This is a genomic window from Shewanella sp. LC6, assembly GCF_006385735.2.
Classification (GTDB): domain Bacteria; phylum Pseudomonadota; class Gammaproteobacteria; order Enterobacterales; family Shewanellaceae; genus Shewanella; species Shewanella xiamenensis.
Window position 1 is genome coordinate 2,646,708 of sequence record NZ_CP043902.1, and the last position, 17,000, is coordinate 2,663,707.

The following is a 17,000-nucleotide window of genomic DNA, read 5'->3' on the forward strand; positions in this document are numbered from 1 at the left end:
GAGGGCGGCTTTGTTCCTGCGCAAGAATTATAACCCTCTTGCTAAACCGTAATAAACGGAATTTTGGCGAAGTTCATTCTTAAACTCGCGGATCTTAGTGTCGGCATCGATGATAACCAGTTCAGCGCCGGCCATTTCGGCAAAGTCGACAATCTGATCCGTGGTGATGGCTTGGCTATAAGCTGAGTGATGAGCACCACCGGCGTGGATCCAAGCTGCTGCGGCAACTGCTAAATTCGGACGAGGCTCCCATAGCGCAGACGCGACAGGCAGATTTGGCAGATCCTGTGGTGGTGTCACTGTATCTAATTCATTGATAATGATGCGGAAACGGTTGCCTAAATCGATAGTCGATACGTTGATTGCTGGGCCCGCTTTACCAGTAAATAACAGACGTGGCACGTCACAACGCACACCAATGGTATGGCGGTGAACTTCTAAACGCGGTTTTGCCGCGGCAATGGATGGGCAGACTTCTAACATGTGGGCACCAAGAACTTGGTCAGTCGCCCCAAAGTTATAGGTGTAGTCTTCCATAAATGAAGTACCACCGGCACGGCCTTGGCCCATCACCTTCATAATGCGCACCATGGCAGCCGTTTTCCAGTCACCTTCGCCGCCGTAACCGAAACCGTTCGCCATCAGACGTTGGGTAGCGAGTCCCGGTAATCCTGTCATACCAGTCAGGTTTTCGAAGCAGTTGGTAAAGGCACCAAATTGACCTTGGGTTAAGAATTGGGTTAAGCCGAGTTCAATCTTGGCTTCTTTTCTTAAACGGTCTAATTGGTATTCATCACCAAAAAGTTCGTTACCCACTTGGTATTCACTGGCGTAACGATCGAGCTGTGCGGTTACATCGCCTTCGGCAATAGCTGCAATCGCTTCATTAAGTTCACCTAAGCTATAGGCGTGCACTTCGTAACCGAATTGAATTTGTGCGGCAACCTTGTCGCCTTCGGTCACGGCCACTTGACGCATGTTGTCACCAAAGCGGGCGATACGCAGGTTTTGGCTCTCGTGCCAACCCGCCGCTGCGCGGCACCAATCATCGATTTGTGCCTGTACATCGCTCGATTGCCAGTGACCCACAACCACTTTGCGCTCTTTACGCATACGAGTGCCTATAAAACCAAATTCGCGGCAACCGTGAGCACTTTGATGGGTGTTCATGTAGTTCATGTTGATTTCGCTCCAAGGGAGCTCGGCATTGAACTGAGTGTGTAAGTGCATGAATGGCTTGCTTAATTCATTAAGGCCAGCAATCCACATCTTGGCGGGAGAGAAAGTGTGCATCCACAGAATAACGCCAACACAGTTTTCATCGCTGTTGGCCGCTTGGCATACGGCGTGAATTTCCCGTGGGGATTTTACGGTTGGCTTATACACCACTTCGATGGAAATGGCGGATGATTCATTAAAGCCATGAACAATTTGCTCACTGTTTTTAGCGACTTGCTCTAATACCTTCGGGCCGTATAAATCCTGTGACCCTGTGATAAACCACACTTGTTTTTGTTTGAAGGCTTTCATATTACTCTCTCTAGTTTGAAATGAGACCCGACTGGCAATTACTTGCTTTGGCCGTAATAAGCGTCTTTTCCATGCTTACGCAAATAATGCTTATCAATAAGCTCTTGTTTTAACTGACTGATACCTGGTGATAAGGTTTTGGTGAGATACGCCATCCGAGCGATTTCTTCGAGCAACACGGCGTGGTACACAGATTTAGCTGCATTCGCGCCCCAAGTGAACGGCGCGTGGCCTGCCACTATCACCATGGGCGACTCGTTGGGATCTCGGTCGGCGAAACAATCGAGGATCTGCACGCCGGTTTCTTCTTCGTAGTCGCGGCTGATCTGATCGTTGCGCATCACTGCTGTGCATGGGATTTCACCGTACACATAATCGGCCTGTGTCGTGCCTAAGCAGGGAATCGCTATCTGCGCCTGCGCCCAGGCGGTGGCATAGGTCGAATGGGTATGGGTAATGCCACCAATACTCTGCCACTGGCGATACAAATAGGTGTGTGTTTTGGTATCGGATGAAGGACGCATGCGCCCTTCTACGATTTGATTCTCAAGGTCAACAATCACAATGTCTTCAACCTTCAAATCTTCATAGGGCACGCCGCTGGGCTTGATACCAATCACGCCCAGTTGACGGTCAATTTGTGAAACGTTGCCAAAGGTGTAAGTCACCAGTTTGCGTTTCTCAAGCTCCATGTTGGCTTCGTAGACTTCGCGTTTTAGCTCTAAAAAAGACATCTCATTTTGCTCCATCAACATAGTGGCCAAGGGCTAAGTACGCTTGATAAAGCGCTTGATATTTCTGTGCGTTTTCAGGATTCGGTTGATAGGTTTTCGCAACGCTTGAGGCCATCGCGGCTTGGGCACTCAACACATCGGGATAAACCCCGGCTGCGGTTGCGGCATAAATGGCGGCGCCAAGAGCACAGCTTTGCTCGCTCTCGAGTACGTCGATGTTGCAATTCCACACATCGGCGCAGGTTTGCATAATAAAGTCGGATTTTTTCGAGATCCCACCTATAGTGACCACATGGTCAATGCAAACGCCTTCCTGCTTGAAGCGCTCGATAATGGCCCGTGCGCCATAGGCGCTGGCTTCCACTAAGGCTTTGAAGACTTGCGGTGCTTGGCTGCCTATGGTTAAGCCTGTGATAGCCATGGCAACGGATTGATCAGCATCGGGCGTGCGACGTCCATTAATCCAATCCAGCGCGACAATACCCGTCTCGCCAACGGGGAGTTTCGCGGCCGCATTGCCCAGCACGGTTAAGGTTTCAGCCTCGAGTTGCTGAATAAGTTTGGCTCTGGTGTCGTCATCAAACAGCGCTGAAGTGTCGAGCTGTTGCATCGGCCATGCGGTGAGATCCCTAAACCAAGCGTAGAGATCGCCAAAGGCGGACTGACCCGCTTCAAGACCAATCATGCCGGGCAATACCGAACCATCGACCTGACCGCAAATCCCTTTGATACAACGCTCTCCAATATCTTCATAACTGGCGACCGTAATATCGCAGGTAGAGGTGCCCATCACCTTAGTTAAGACGCAGGGCTTAACATTGGCCCCAACGGCGCCTGCGTGGCAATCAAATGAGCCAAAAGACACGATAACCTCGGTCGATAGTCCTAAATGCTGCGCCCACTCAGGGGTTAACTGGCCACAAACCGTGTCGGATGTGCAGGTTTCAAGGGGTAATTTGTCTCTTAAACCATCGAGTAAAGGGTCGATGCCAACGAAAAAGTCATTCGGCGGATAACCATTCCATGACTCATGCCACATCACTTTGTGACCAGCGGCGCAGCGCCCTGCTTTAAAGACTTTTGGATGTGTGGTGCCCGTCATTAATGCGGTGATCCAATCACAGTGCTCGACCCAGCTATAGGCGGCTTGTCTGACTTCTGTGTCGTGGCGCAGTACGAATAGCGCTTTGGCCCAAAACCATTCAGAGGAATAAATCCCTCCTTCATATTTCAAGTAATTTTCGCTTGCATTGTTTGCTGCGGCGGTAATTTGCTGAGCTTCGAGGATCGCGCTGTGATCTTTCCAAAGCAAAAACATGGCATTGGGGTTATTCGCAAACTCTGGTTTTAAGGCTAAGGCAACGCCAGCTTCGTCGACGGCAATGGGAGTTGAACCTGTGGTATCAACACTCAACCCGCAGACTCTTTGCGCGGCGCCACTGGGGGCTTTTGCCCATAATCCTTGCACTACCTCGATAAGGCTTTCGATGTAATCGAGGGGATGTTGTCTAAATTGATTCTTCGCGGGCTCGCAAAACAGCCCCTTCTTCCAACGTGGGTAGTACACCACATTGGTTGCTACTTCTGCGCCCGTTTGGGTATCCACCAATAACGCGCGTACTGAATCAGAGCCGTAATCAAGCCCTAACGCGTAAGCCCCTAAAACATTCGACATTTGCATCCCCATTCATTTTGTCTGCGCCCTATTCGGTTTACGCAGGTAGAGTGAATATCATTTCATACTACAATATTACTACGAGTTAATGGTAATACAATATTATTTTAGTTGTTGAGTGATAAAATTTTTAACATTAAGGCTGAGCATGTAACGATTAGGTGGGGAAGAGTGTGGAAAACTAAGCTGCGCTTAGCTTGACTCAAACGGTAAGAAGTCGAATAATGGCGCCAGGTTGCAGAGACACCTATCCGCAGAAGATGACATCACTCTGACTCATATCTCGATGTACGCATCAAATGTATGACACAACAATTGATTAGGTTTGGCTTAGCGGAGATGCCAATAAAACTTAGGAGAATTGTTTGTGATACAACAAATTACCCCAGCAGCACGCGCCTTAACTGAAGTCAAAATCCTCGCTAAAAAGCGCCTTAAAGCCTGCCACGCTGGTGATGCAATGGCGCTGGATAAATTCGCCCCCTTGATGAATAAGCAAGGTTTTACGCAACAGGATATTCAGCTTAAGCATTGCCAAAGCCTATTGGCTCGTGAGCTCGGTTTTACTGATTTTAATCACTGTCAAAGAGTGTTATCGGGACAAGCACACATCGGTGAAGACTTAGGTACCCTATTCCATAGCAGGCGCTGCGATACCTTGCTCAATCACTGGTAAAGCGGTTTTGATGAGGCGCAGGCTTTTTTAAAGCAATCACCGCAGATGGTGTTGTTGCCCTATAAAAAGCAGTTCTTGGTGGTCAACGGCGCCGACTATGTTGATGCTCTTGGACTCATATTGAGCGAACCTGCCTGCATCTACAGTACATGGGTGGGGAATGAAACGGTTCCTGCCTATGAAGCTTTTGCGCTAAGTCTTATCAGGCATAAGCTCACTTAGCTTAGCCTAGCCTTACTTATCCTAAGCTGCTTTGCTATTTGAAAATCCTAGCTAATGGGAAATTAAATCTATTGCGAAAGAAAAAGGCCGCTAAGTCATCAGCGGCCTTTTTGACTGAATTTGGTGGTGGAACTGCGGTTAGCGTTAGGAACCCTAGGGTTCAACTCCCGTAATTCCAAAACAGAAAAGCTATCATTACTAATGGGTTATCTGTGGAATATTGCCAAGGAGCGGCGCTTAGAATTAGGAACCCTAGGGTTCAACTTTCGAAATTCCAAAAACAAAAAAGCCATCATTGCTGATGGCTTTTCCGTAGAATATGGCGGAGGAGCAGGGATTTGAACCCTGGGTGGGCTATAAACCCACGCCGGTTTTCAAGACCGGTGCATTAAACCACTCTGCCACCCCTCCGAACGATGCGCATAATATAAGTTAGTTTACTGACTGTAAAGCACTAACTGATAATTTTGCGCTAACTGCTCGTATTACATTCAATCTGCTTGATTTTGCTTCTTATCCACATTGATCCCAAGGCGAGCAGGATCCGGCGCAGTAAAGTGTTTGGCAAAATCGGCCCATGTTTGTTCGGTTTTTAACAGGTAACCCAAGATCACCACTAATGAACAGCTCAAAATGGCCCAACCTATGGCAACTTCTCCTGAGCTTGCCCAGAGTGCGACTAAGCTTGAGGCGCCAAAGGCGATAGTGATTTGCAAAAAGTTCTGTAATCCTGCCGCTTTAGCCGCATTTTGGGTAAATTGTTGCAAGGCGCTGTTCACGACGATGGGATAAATCGCCCCGTTCGCCGCTGCAAGTATCGAGAACGAAATCAGCAGTGGGAAAATAGTTTCCATCTTCATTAATAAGGTGAAAAATACAATTGAGATAACACAGAGTCCAAACATTGCCAGTAATACGTTGAGTGTACGGTCGGCACCAATACGTTTTATCAATAACTTACTCGCGTATCCGCCCACAATAAACATGATGGTTTGCGGAATAAAGCTAAGGCCAATCTCGGTTGCTTGATAGCCATGCTGCTCCATCACAATCGGCCATACCGTCAAGTAGGCAAAGAACGCACCTGAACACGCACCAAAAATCACTACGTTACCTAAATAACGGGTATTTTTCAAAATCTGCTTGTAGGAAACTGCGCTTGGCTTAGCATCCTGATGCGCTGCATGGCTCGGCACGAAGTATAAGGTCATCAGCACCAATAAAAAGGCAATCACACACAATGAGATAAAGATTGCACGCCATCCAAAATCGTTCAGAATATAAGCGCCAAGGATTGGTGCTAATGCGGGTGACAATGCCACTAATGGCATAATATTGCTGAAGATCCCCTGAGCTTTTTCGGCATCATACTGTTCGACCACAATCGCTTGCCAAATAACGCCAGCACTACAGGCGCCAATGGCTTGGAAGAATCGAGCGATGTTCAACATCAGTATCGAGTCGCTATTGGCAATTGCAACACTGGACGCGGCAAAAATGCCAAGGCCGAGGATCAGGGCATAACGTTTGCCGAGTTTACTGACCAAAGGGCCATAAATCAGCTGTCCTAAGGCTAAACCAGCCAGAAAACAGGTGAGCGACATCGCCACTTGTGAAGGTGAAGAATTGAACGAACTTTCAATTTCTTTGAAAGCAGGTAAATACATGTCTGTGGCAATAAAGCCTAACATGCTTAACAAGGCTAAATAGAATAAGAATATAAAAAACTTCATATTTACAAAGATATTACTAGATGTTTTCATAAAATAATCATGTCAAAAGACTTAAGGCGTGCAGTCTAAATACTTGTTAATTTGATTGGAAACGTTTATTTTTGACAGATGCTATCAATTATTTTCATCACAATGGATGTCAACTATGCTCTCGGAACAAGCGTTAGAACTCATTGATATCGTGGCCCGGGTGGGGAGTTTTACGGCGGCAGCCAATCGACTGCACAAGGTCCCTTCAGCGGTCAGTTATGCCGTTAAGCAAATCGAAGAAGAACTTGGCGTAGTGTTATTTGAGCGCCACCACCGCAGCGTGACCTTAACCCCTGCGGGAGAGCATTTTGTTAAGCAAGCCAGAAACTTGCTGACTCAAATGGATGAGATGAAACGTGGCACTCAACGTGTGGCAAATGGTTGGCAACCCACACTGTCTATCGCCTTAGATAACATAGTCCGCGCCGACAGAATTAGCGTATTAATCGCCGACTTTTACCGTCATTTCCACGATATTGAGCTTATCATCCGCATCGAGGTCTTTAACGGGGTGTGGGAGGCGCTTGCGACCGGTCGAAGTGATATCGCCATTGGTGCAACCACCGCCATTCCCGTAGGTGGCGTATACCAATATAAAGACATGGGCGATATTCAATGGGCGTTTTTGGTGAGTAAAAACCATCCCTTAGCCAATATTGACCGTCCTTTAACCGACGATGAATTGCGACCCTTCCCCTCCATCTGTTTGGAAGATACTTCGCGGGAAATTCCGAAACGCATGACCTGGTTATTGGAGAATCAGCGCAGACTCGTGGTGCCGGATTGGATCCGCGCGATTAACTGTTTTAGAGAGGGCCTCGGCATTGGCTATATGCCAGTTCATTTGGCCAGCGTCTTTATCAAAGCTGGCGCCTTGGTCGAAAAACAGCTTGAAAATCCTAAGCTGACCAGCCCCTGCTGTCTGGCTTGGAATGCCGACAAAATGTCGCCCGCCCTGGCTTGGGTGCTGGATTATTTAGGCGATACCGATAAATTACACCGTGAATGGCTGGCGTAATATTGCCGTATGATCACAGGATTAAGCTTGTTTTAAAGTCTTTGTGTTGCACTGTTGTAACGAAATACGGCTGAATCATCAGACAACACAGAAAAATCAGCCTTTACAACTTGTTATTTGTGGCGTGAATCCTTTAAGCCAAGCGCTGTTTTAGTTACTATGCAAACAGGATTACTGGATTTGCGAGATTAATGGGAACTCTCGTGCCCGTTAAAAATCAAAATGATCAGTTTGGATTCAAAAGCTAATGGAGAAAGATATGACTCAGCAAACCCTGTACTCAACGAGTGCATCCACCTTAGAAGTGAATAAACTTCTTAAAAACACTTATCTGTTACTGGCCATGACCCTCGCCTTTTCTGCATTGTGTGCAGGCTTAGCTATGGCGCTCAACATCAGCCCACTGATGTCACTCGGTTTATCTATCGGCGGTTTAGTACTGCTATTTGTAACCTTACGCAAAGCCGATTCAGCGGCAGGCATCTTCTGGGTTTTTGCCTTTACCGGTATGGAAGGCGCATCATTAGGTTACATGCTTAACCACTATGCTGGTATGACGAATGGCTCTGAGCTTATCATGCAAGCTCTTGGTTTAACGTCGGTTATCTTTATTGCGCTCTCTGCCTATGCGGTAACGACTAAGAAAGATTTCTCTTTCCTACGTGGGTTCTTGTTCGCAGGATTAATTGTGGTGATCGCCGCTGCGCTGATTAACATTTTCGTGGGTAACAGCGTTGCCTTTATGGCGATTAACGCAGGTCTTGCGCTGTTAATGACCGGCTTTATCCTGTTCGATACTAGCCGTATCGTGAATGGTGGCGAGACTAACTATATCCGCGCCACGATCTCCTTGTATCTGGACTTTTTAAACCTGTTTATTGCCATTTTGCATTTGCTTGGCATTGGTAACGATGATTAATCCCCTTTTCGGGAAACTTACGCTAAAATGGCCCTACTTTTAGGGCCATTTTTTTTATGATGAGCAAATTTATTATCCAAGTAAACGGGCCAGCCTATGGCACGTCGGCAAGTGTGAATGCCCTACGTTTCACCCAAGCCTCCCTGCAAAGCGGACATGAGATTGTCTGCGTGTTTTTCTATCAGGATGGCGTGTATAACTCCACGGACTTTAACTTACCCGCATCCGATGAATATGATGTGGTTAAAGGCTGGAAACAACTGGTGGCCGAGAATCAAGTCTCGTTAGTGAACTGTGTCTCAGCGGCATTACGGCGCGGCATCGTCTCGCAGCAAGAGGCACAAGAGAACGGGCTAAGCCACTGGAATGTGGAACGTTCTTTTATTATGGGTGGACTGGGTGAACTGGTCACGGGAATTGAATCAGCCGATCGTTTGATCTGCTTTTAAGCTTCGGAAATGTTATGAAAAAAATCTGTATATTGTTCCGAAGCGCGCCCCATGGCACCACTAAAGGCCGCGAGGCCTTAGACTTTGCCCTGTTAAGCGCCAGTTTTGAGCAAGAAGTGAGTTTAGTGTTTGTCGATGAAGGCGTGCTTCATCTGCTTAAAGACCAACAACCCGAACTTATCGGTGGTAAAGATTACCTCGCGGCGTTAAAAGCGCTCCCGCTGTACGACATCGAATCAGTGTTCGCCTGCAAACAATCTTTAGGTGACTACGGCTTAAGCCATGGTTTGCTGTCGATTCCGGTGACAATCTTAAACGATGAAGCGATTTCAGCTCACTTAAAAGCTGTCGATGAGGTCTTAGTATTCTAATGATTTTACATCATATTCAAACCTCGCCCAGCCGAGACAATGCCCTCAAACTTTGCCTGCGTTATGCATGTAAAGAGGATGCGATTTTACTCTCGAGTGATGGCGTAAATGCATTATTACTGCGCCAATGGGCCATGGCGCTATCACCCTTTAAGGTAATGGTGCTGAAAGACGATGTTATCGCTCGCGGCTTAACGGAACGTCTTAATAATATTAGTCAAATTGATTACAACGAGTTTGTCACTCAAGCTCTACAGCATGATAAGGTGATCACGTGGTAAATCCGCTTATTTTTAACGGCGTCGAAATTGAACGCGACCATCAAGGCTATTTGAAGAATATCGCCGACTGGCACCCCGATATGGCGCCGCTGCTCGCTCATGAAGAACAGATTGAACTGACCAGTGCTCACTGGGAAGTGGTCAATTTTGTTCGGGATTTTTATCTGGAATATAAAACCAGCCCTGCGATTAGGGTGTTAGTTAAAGCCATTGGCCAAACCTTAGGCCCAGATAAAGGCAATTCCAAATACCTCTATACGCTGTTTCCCGTTGGCCCGGCTAAACAGGCGACAAAAATCGCAGGATTGCCTAAACCAGCTAAATGCATCTGATGACTAAAGGTATATAGCATATATGCCTTCAATCATTTCCCCTTAAGTACCCGCTTTTTGTAGCTTTTGCTTGATATCGGCGTATCTACATTTTTCCAAACGTCCGAAGCCCTGGAGTTTGCGAGCTTGCAAACGAGTCAAGATAGGTTGAGTCAGGCCTGCTAAAAACTGGCATTGGGTATCTAAGGACAAAGGTGCTAAGCCTTTGGCTTCTGCTGCGAGTTTTAACTCGTTTAAATCGGCACAAATTTGCGTATCATCAGGCCATATTGGCTCTTCAGAATAGGTCAATTTAGCCACTCGGCCACGACAAACACTGCAATAACCACAGGATTTGGGTGCTGCATTATCGTCAAAATAGCGAGCTAAATTGTAATTTAAGCAAGTCGTTAGCTCAAAAAATCGTACTAACTGTGCAATGCGAGCAATTTCTTTTACTTCTTTATCAGCAAAGTATTGATAGAGCTGCTCAGCTCGGTTTTCCTGTACTAAGCCTTTTTCATCGACTTGATAGACATCGGTGACTTGCTTTGCTTCTAATTCAATGAGTTGCTGACTCGCAAGATATTCTAACGCAGCCATTACTCGAGTCCGTTCAGCCCCCGTAGCCTGATACAGTGAAGAAAAATCCAAACTGCCCCAAATGCGCTTCATTTGAGTGTGGGCGAAAATATCGGTTAAAAATGCCTGTCGTTCGGGTGAAAACTGATGCAAAAATTGCTCTTGCGGCACAATAAAACGGTAACGAATATCGGCGTAATAGGCATAAAGTGGTTTGATGATGCCTTGCATTTCAAGCTGCACGAGTAACGTTTTCAGAGGGAGTTGTCTAATATTACTCACAGTTGACAGTTGATGAAGTTGCAGTTCCCAACGTCCATTGTGGGTTTCTTCGCGAATGTTATTAATTACAGCCTTAATACTTGCCTGTTCAGGCGTATCACCATAAACAAAGTTTTCGACAGTGTTGATCCCATCCAAATTGGCTAAAGTGACGCAATGGGAAAGTTGTCCATCACGCCCTGCGCGGCCAATTTCTTGGCAGTAATTTTCAATAGATTTTGGTAAGTCATAGTGGATCACAAAACGAATATTGCTTTTATCAATCCCCATTCCAAAGGCGATGGTCGCAACAACGATGTTGATATGGCCCTGCATAAAGTCCTGCTGAATTTGCTGGCGTTTCTCATCCTCAAACCCAGCATGATAGGCGCTTGCTTCAAATCCCATACGGCAAAGTTCAGCGGCCACCTCCTCTGCCGTATGCTGCAAAGTCACATAGACAATTCCTGCACCGATAAGATGTTGTAACTGCTGTTGTAGTGCGGCCAACTTGTGTTGACTTGCTACAGGTAGTACTGTCAAGTCGAGGTTAGCACGATAAAAGCCTGTTTGAACAATGTGTTGTGGCTTAATATCAAAACGCGCCGCCATATCAAGCTTTACTTTACGTGTTGCAGTAGCAGTGAGTAACAGCACCAATGGAATCGCTAGTTCGCGCCGATAATCGGGGAGTTTTAAATAATCGGGGCGAAAATTATGTCCCCATTCTGAGATGCAGTGTGCTTCATCAACAACTAGCATAGAGATCGGAATTGATTGAATAAATTGCCTAAATCGCTCATTTTTAAATCGCTCCACCGAAACCATTAGCAATTTTAACTCGCCTGAGCGAGCCTCACGCATCACCTGTTGAGTCATTTCTGGTGTTAAGGTCGAATCAATACTCGCCGCTTTAATGCCTTTCTGTTGTAAAAAACTTAATTGATCTTTAATCAAAGCCAACAATGGCGAAACCACTAAGGTTAAATGGGGAAGTTGTAGCGCGGCAAATTGATAGCAGAGCGATTTTCCTGAGCCAGTAGGAAAAATCGCCAGGCTCGACTGGCCAGCTAATAGCTGAGAGATAACCTCACCTTGACCCTGTCTAAATCCTGCAAAGCCAAATTGTTGCTGTAATAGTGGTATCAAAGCTGGTACATCATCTGGCTGAGGTGCTGAATAAGACATTGAAAAATCCTTGTACCCTATCATATAGACAGGGTCTGCGACTGAAGAAATGCTGAGAACGATTAGACCTTGTCGCTATGACTTTCTGGCTAAATATAAATTGATAAATGCGGTGAGCTTATCGTTAAAGACCTCTTCAAATGTATCGAGATCTTGACCTAATGTATTGAAGTATTGGGAAACTTGAGAACGTGACAAATTTTTATGATCAACCGTGTATTCCATTTCTGGCATGGTTTTATCGTAACGAGGCACTAAGGTCCACGTCACTAAATCAACAGCAAAATGCTTCATGGCCTGCTGTGCTAAGGTACAAAAAGCTTCAATATGTTCGCGGCCATCTGGCCCGAGACAACCAGGTTCAACTCGGCAAAGTACTGATAGCTTTTTTGGCATATTATTTCCTTATGTCACACACTTCTGCTAGAAGCATTGTCCAACGTTGTGCGATTAACGCCAGCGTCATCGCTAACTTCAGTTTAGTTTACGTCACTAAACCAAAAAGTCACGTATTGAAGATGGTAAACATAGCCGTTGGTTGATATGAACATTATTTAAAAGGTTTCTTCTTCATTTGCGGCAGAAACAGTAGCGGCATGTTCAGATAATAACGTATCAAGTGCTTGATCAAAACTATCTAAACGCTCAAGTTCCATATAACGCTTTAAGCGTAAGATAATATCCTTGCTAACTTCGATGTGGGACTTTTTCTGACGCTTTTTTATCTGGGAAAGTTCTTTGCGAACCATGCGCCATCCTAAATCACTAAAATATTGATTCAGCATTCGATTCACTTGCTGTAATTGAACATCTACAGTTTGATTTTTCTTACGTAATTGAACCAGTATATTTATGTTAGCGATTAACTCAGTATAACTTGCAGGTGAATGCATCAATAAGTTAAACCATCCTGCCTTTTCCCCAACCACATCAGGATGAACCATACGATAAATTAACGGTAAGGCAAATACTAATTCTGCTTTATCCAATAACCGTAATTTTCGCCCCGAGGTTGGTGCTTCTTGATGATATTCCCAAAAATAGGCTGTCGTCATTTATGCAAAACCTGTTGTTAACGGATAAGCCCATGATAACGACAAACACCATAAAATAAAAGAATGGTTACACCATTTTATCGACCGTTTTTGCTATAACCTTCTTCTCGCTTAAAAGCTGTACGGTTAAGGCTGAGGTTCATCTTGGTAATCATGGCTAATATTATGTTTTTACAAGACTAAATTTTAACCAGCTCAGCACCAACAATCATTCTGTCTTAAATTTAGTCAACATTAATCATCAATAAAATGGTGTAACCATATTTAAATATTTTAATTAATCCTTACTACTTTATGGCAAGCATTAAATATCAAATAGAGTGTTTTATCGCCAACACTAAGTTCAACACCATTTATGGAATAATATTTAAGCAATAATGTGAATCACAGTAAATGATGGTTGAATTTTCATATAAAAATAAATTTCACTCTATTTTGCCCTAGCCCTCTCTAAACTGTTTTATTTATAACCTATTTGTTCATTTTAACCTCATATAGCTCGACTACCAGTGATAATGACGATTATCACTGGTAGTAATAGCAAAGATTTACGTATAATTGCGCCAGTTTTATCGGCAGTGAAAATCGCTCTAATGTCAAAAACGAATCGATTTTATCCAATAGATGTTAATCAGCAACCCGTAGGGGTAAACACTCATTTAACAAAAAAACTTACACAAGCTGATAATGCATTTTTTGAAGAAAGTGCACTTCCCCAATCTGTGCATAATGACTTTTATAATGCAGCAGCCGAAACTGAATTTGAAATATCCAGCAATACTCGCCGTGTATACCAAACGAGCTTCAGTCTATTTGCACAATATTGCTTAGAACACAGATTACAATCATTACCGACTGATCCCAGAAGCGTTATTTCTTTTATTGGTCATCAAAAAGAATTGTTAATGGCCGACACTGGGATGCAGCTTTCCAAGCAAACCTTAACCACTCGGTTAGCCGCGATTCGTTACTATCACATACAAGCGGGTTTTCCGTCACCCACGGAGCACCCGCTGGTGCTCCGAGTCATGCGCGGTTTGAGTCGTAATCACAATCGCCGAGTGCAAGATTATGATCAACAACCGATAATGTACGATGAAGTAGAGTTACTGCTCCAAGCTGTTGAGCAACAACCTCATCCTCTGCTGCGTTCAAGGGATAAGGCTATTATTCAACTCGGTTTACAAGGAGGATTTCGCCGTTCTGAGTTGGCGAATTTGAAGGTGCAATATTTAAGTTTTATGCGGGATAAATTAAAAGTACGCCTGCCATTTTCTAAAAGTAATCAGCAAGGATTAAGAGAATGGAAAAATTTACCTGATTCTGAACCTTTCGCCGCTTATCATGCAGTAAAAGCATGGTTACATGAAAGTCAGATTAATGATGGGCATTTATTTCGCTCTATCTCTCGTGATGGAAAAACCTTAAGACCTTATCAAGTGAAAGATAATAACAAGTCCAATACCACATTTAACCGAAATAGTGGATTCTTAAATGGAGACGATATTTATCGAATTATCAAACAATATTGCGTAAAAGCAGGATTACCCGCTCAATACTACGGCGCACATAGTTTACGCAGCGGATGCGTAACACAACTACATGAAAACAATAAGGATACACTATATATCATGGCACGAACTGGTCATACGGATCCGCGTTCATTGCGCCATTATCTAAAACCGAAAGAAGATTAACCATTTTATTAGTCCATAATTCACAATACTGTATTTAAGATATTTTTAAGTTAAGTCTTGCAAATGTTTATGGTTAGTCATTGCAGTATTCCTGTAATATAAATGCCGTTTTGGTGTCATATAAGTACTTTAGGCTAAGTCACGAAATTAATTATCCGTACTAGCTGGAGTAAAATATGAGCAAGGCTACCTTTGATCCTACACGCTATAATAAAAGTAATAACGAACCTTTTAACCAAGTGTTGGATAAACATTTATCTCGTCGTAATTTTGTCAAAAGTGGATTAGGTCTAGGGGCCATGACCGCCTTTGCAGGTATAGGATTGACGGGATGTGGTTCTGACAATTCCTCCTCCCCCACCCCAGTTGATCCCGTGCCACCATTACCACCTAGCAAAAGTAGCGCTAAGCTTAATTTTACCTCAGTCAAAGGCGCACGTTTAGATGCTGTAGTCGTACCTGAGGGGTATACCGCCCAAGTCCTTGCACCTTGGGGGACACCATTAAATTCTAAAGCTGCACCTTGGAAAGCGGATGGCAGTAATACCGCAGATGACCAAGCCAACGCTGTCGGTATGCACCATGACGGAATGCATTTTTTCCCATTGAATGACGCTGGTGATGATGGTTTATTGTGTATTAACCATGAATATATTGATGAAATAGCCCTACATCCCAATGGTCCAACGGTCGATGCAACAACGGGATTACGAACCATTGTCGATGAAGTTCGCAAGGAAATTAATGCCCATGGAGTGTCAGTGGTTAGAATCAAATTGACGAATAATCAATGGGAAGTAATTTATAACGATCGCCATAATCGCCGTTTTACCGGCGCGACAGTAATGGATATCGCCGGTCCTCTAGCTTATTCTTCACTGCTTGAAACCCGATACTCCCCCGATGGTAGCCAAGCTCGTGGTACTTTAAATAACTGTGGTAATGGTTATACCCCTTGGGGCACTTACCTCACATGTGAGGAAAATTGGCCTGAATATTTTGTTAACCGTGGCTCTCTCACTCCAGATCAAATTCGCATTGGGATCAGTAAAACCTCCAGTCGTTATGGCTGGGATGATCTTGCCGGCCAAGATGAAGAACGCCTTGATGAATTTAGCCGCTTTGATGTGACCCCAAAGGGAACGAGCGCGCAGGACGATTATCGCAATGAAGCCAATGGCCATGGTTATATCGTCGAAATAGATCCATACAATCCCACATCCCGCGCAATTAAGCGCACTGCCTTAGGGCGTTTCCGTCACGAAGGTTGTACTTTTGGTAAGTTGAGCGAAGGTAAACCCGTGGTATTTTATTCTGGTCATGATGCGCGTTTTGAGTACCTCTATAAATTCGTGTCGGCAGCACCTTGGGACCCACAAGATGCCAACAGCAGCAATCGCCTTGAAGTTGGCGATAAATATATGAATGAAGGCACATTATATGCGGCTAAGTTTAGTGAAAATGGCGTTGGTGTTTGGCTACCGTTGACCTTAGCTAGCCAAACGACTGATGGCAAAACCTTAGGTGACACCTTTGCAAGTCTGGCTGAGATTATTCTCAATACCGCTGGAGCAGCAGACTTACTGGGCGCGACACCGATGGATCGTCCAGAGTGGTGCGCAGTCGATCCTTTCACAGGTTCAGCCTATTTAACACTGACAAATAACTCGAAACGTACCGAAGCAAACCCCGCAAATCCAAGATTGAAAAATAACTTTGGACATATTATTCGTTGGGATGAAGCTGAGAAAGAGACTGAATTTACCTGGGATATTTTTGTCTTTGGCTCGCCAAGTGATGGTAATGCCGAGACTAATTTATCTGGCTTAACAGATCTAAACCAGTTTGCCAGCCCAGATGGTCTTGCCTTTGATAAACGCGGGATCTTATGGGTACAAACCGATAATGGTGCTAAAGAAGTCGCCGAAGAAACGAACGATCAAATGCTGGCGATTGTCCCTTCGACGCTGCTTGATAGTGCCAATAAGCAAGCGAGTTTAACGAGCAATAACCAAATGGAGTTAAAACGCTTTTTTGTAGGTCCCAACGATTGTGAAGTCACAGGTTTTGCTATAAGCCCTGATTATACCTCGGTATTTGCCAACATCCAGCATCCGGGAAACTGGCCTTATTCAAACAACGCTGCTGAAGTCACGCCAACTGGTGTCGTGCTTCGCCCTCGCGCGGCCACTGTGGTGATCCGTAAACTCGATGGCAAAGAAGTCGCCGTTTAATTTATCGACTAAAACATCAGATAAAGCACATCAA

General features: G+C 44.9%; 16 protein-coding genes and 1 tRNA gene. 9 read left to right on the top strand and 8 right to left on the bottom strand.

What is annotated here, in order from left to right:
* Positions 1 to 27: 27 nt before the first annotated feature.
* From araA to FJD32_RS12040, 3 genes are read right to left on the bottom strand one after another with little or no spacing between them, the layout of a single operon-like run.
* Positions 28 to 1,530 (bottom strand): L-arabinose isomerase, encoded by a 1,503-nt coding sequence (araA, locus tag FJD32_RS12030; RefSeq protein ID WP_140907320.1) that lies wholly within the window; start codon positions 1,528 to 1,530, stop codon positions 28 to 30.
* A gap of 38 nt (positions 1,531 to 1,568) precedes the next feature.
* Positions 1,569 to 2,264: an L-ribulose-5-phosphate 4-epimerase gene (locus FJD32_RS12035; RefSeq protein ID WP_011626173.1), complete on the bottom strand. Its 696-nt coding sequence runs from the start codon at positions 2,262 to 2,264 to the stop codon at positions 1,569 to 1,571.
* 1 nt (position 2,265) lies between these two features.
* Complete coding sequence (locus FJD32_RS12040; protein ID WP_140907319.1) at positions 2,266 to 3,939, bottom strand: ribulokinase; 1,674 nt, start codon at positions 3,937 to 3,939, stop codon at positions 2,266 to 2,268.
* 367 nt (positions 3,940 to 4,306) lie between these two features.
* On the opposite strand from FJD32_RS12040, the gene FJD32_RS25080 reads away from it, so the two are divergent.
* Entirely contained in the window at positions 4,307 to 4,615 is a 309-nt protein-coding gene (locus FJD32_RS25080) for a hypothetical protein (protein WP_240199951.1), read from the top strand.
* A 542-nt stretch (positions 4,616 to 5,157) separates the two neighbouring features.
* On the opposite strand, the gene FJD32_RS12050 is transcribed toward FJD32_RS25080, so the two are convergent.
* Both FJD32_RS12050 and punC read right to left on the bottom strand, forming a co-directional pair.
* A tRNA-Ser gene (locus FJD32_RS12050) sits at positions 5,158 to 5,248 on the bottom strand.
* An 80-nt stretch (positions 5,249 to 5,328) separates the two neighbouring features.
* A complete protein-coding gene (gene punC, locus FJD32_RS12055) occupies positions 5,329 to 6,600 on the bottom strand; it encodes a purine nucleoside transporter PunC (RefSeq protein ID WP_140907318.1) in 1,272 nt (423 codons plus the stop codon).
* A gap of 115 nt (positions 6,601 to 6,715) precedes the next feature.
* Between punC and punR the strand changes: the two genes are divergently transcribed.
* The 6 genes from punR (at position 6,716) to FJD32_RS12085 (ending at position 9,970) form a co-directional block, all read left to right on the top strand.
* A complete protein-coding gene (gene punR, locus FJD32_RS12060) occupies positions 6,716 to 7,618 on the top strand; it encodes a DNA-binding transcriptional activator PunR (protein ID WP_037418958.1) in 903 nt (300 codons plus the stop codon).
* Positions 7,619 to 7,877: 259 nt separating this feature from the next.
* Positions 7,878 to 8,537 (top strand): Bax inhibitor-1/YccA family protein, encoded by a 660-nt coding sequence (locus FJD32_RS12065; protein ID WP_037418955.1) that lies wholly within the window; start codon positions 7,878 to 7,880, stop codon positions 8,535 to 8,537.
* A 59-nt stretch (positions 8,538 to 8,596) separates the two neighbouring features.
* The gene (gene tusD, locus FJD32_RS12070) at positions 8,597 to 8,986 is read left to right on the top strand and encodes a sulfurtransferase complex subunit TusD (protein ID WP_181159852.1); all 390 of its coding nucleotides are present in this window, start codon (positions 8,597 to 8,599) and stop codon (positions 8,984 to 8,986) included.
* A 14-nt stretch (positions 8,987 to 9,000) separates the two neighbouring features.
* Complete coding sequence (gene tusC, locus FJD32_RS12075; RefSeq protein ID WP_011622737.1) at positions 9,001 to 9,357, top strand: sulfurtransferase complex subunit TusC; 357 nt, start codon at positions 9,001 to 9,003, stop codon at positions 9,355 to 9,357.
* The gene (tusB, locus tag FJD32_RS12080) at positions 9,357 to 9,638 is read left to right on the top strand and encodes a sulfurtransferase complex subunit TusB (protein ID WP_037418953.1); all 282 of its coding nucleotides are present in this window, start codon (positions 9,357 to 9,359) and stop codon (positions 9,636 to 9,638) included. The genes tusC and tusB overlap by 1 nt, the downstream gene beginning before the upstream one ends.
* Positions 9,632 to 9,970: a TusE/DsrC/DsvC family sulfur relay protein gene (locus FJD32_RS12085; RefSeq protein ID WP_037418950.1), complete on the top strand. Its 339-nt coding sequence runs from the start codon at positions 9,632 to 9,634 to the stop codon at positions 9,968 to 9,970. Before tusB ends, FJD32_RS12085 begins: the two co-directional genes overlap by 7 nt.
* 42 nt (positions 9,971 to 10,012) lie before the next feature.
* Here FJD32_RS12085 and FJD32_RS12090 read toward each other — a convergent pair whose 3' ends face one another.
* The 3 genes from FJD32_RS12090 to FJD32_RS12100 form a co-directional block, all read right to left on the bottom strand.
* Positions 10,013 to 11,980 (bottom strand): RecQ family ATP-dependent DNA helicase, encoded by a 1,968-nt coding sequence (locus FJD32_RS12090; protein WP_140907316.1) that lies wholly within the window; start codon positions 11,978 to 11,980, stop codon positions 10,013 to 10,015.
* A gap of 75 nt (positions 11,981 to 12,055) precedes the next feature.
* Positions 12,056 to 12,376, bottom strand: a complete 321-nt coding sequence (locus FJD32_RS12095; protein WP_037418945.1) for a hypothetical protein — start codon at positions 12,374 to 12,376, stop codon at positions 12,056 to 12,058.
* Positions 12,377 to 12,534: 158 nt separating this feature from the next.
* Positions 12,535 to 13,035, bottom strand: a complete 501-nt coding sequence (locus tag FJD32_RS12100) for a hypothetical protein (protein ID WP_037418942.1) — start codon at positions 13,033 to 13,035, stop codon at positions 12,535 to 12,537.
* A gap of 593 nt (positions 13,036 to 13,628) precedes the next feature.
* Between FJD32_RS12100 and FJD32_RS12105 the strand changes: the two genes are divergently transcribed.
* Complete coding sequence (locus FJD32_RS12105) at positions 13,629 to 14,732, top strand: tyrosine-type recombinase/integrase (protein WP_052184068.1); 1,104 nt, start codon at positions 13,629 to 13,631, stop codon at positions 14,730 to 14,732.
* A gap of 176 nt (positions 14,733 to 14,908) precedes the next feature.
* Positions 14,909 to 16,966 carry a PhoX family phosphatase gene (locus FJD32_RS12110; RefSeq protein WP_140907315.1) on the top strand — a complete coding sequence of 686 codons (2,058 nt, stop codon included), beginning with the start codon at positions 14,909 to 14,911 and terminating at the stop codon, positions 16,964 to 16,966.
* The last annotated feature ends 34 nt before the right edge of the window (positions 16,967 to 17,000 follow it).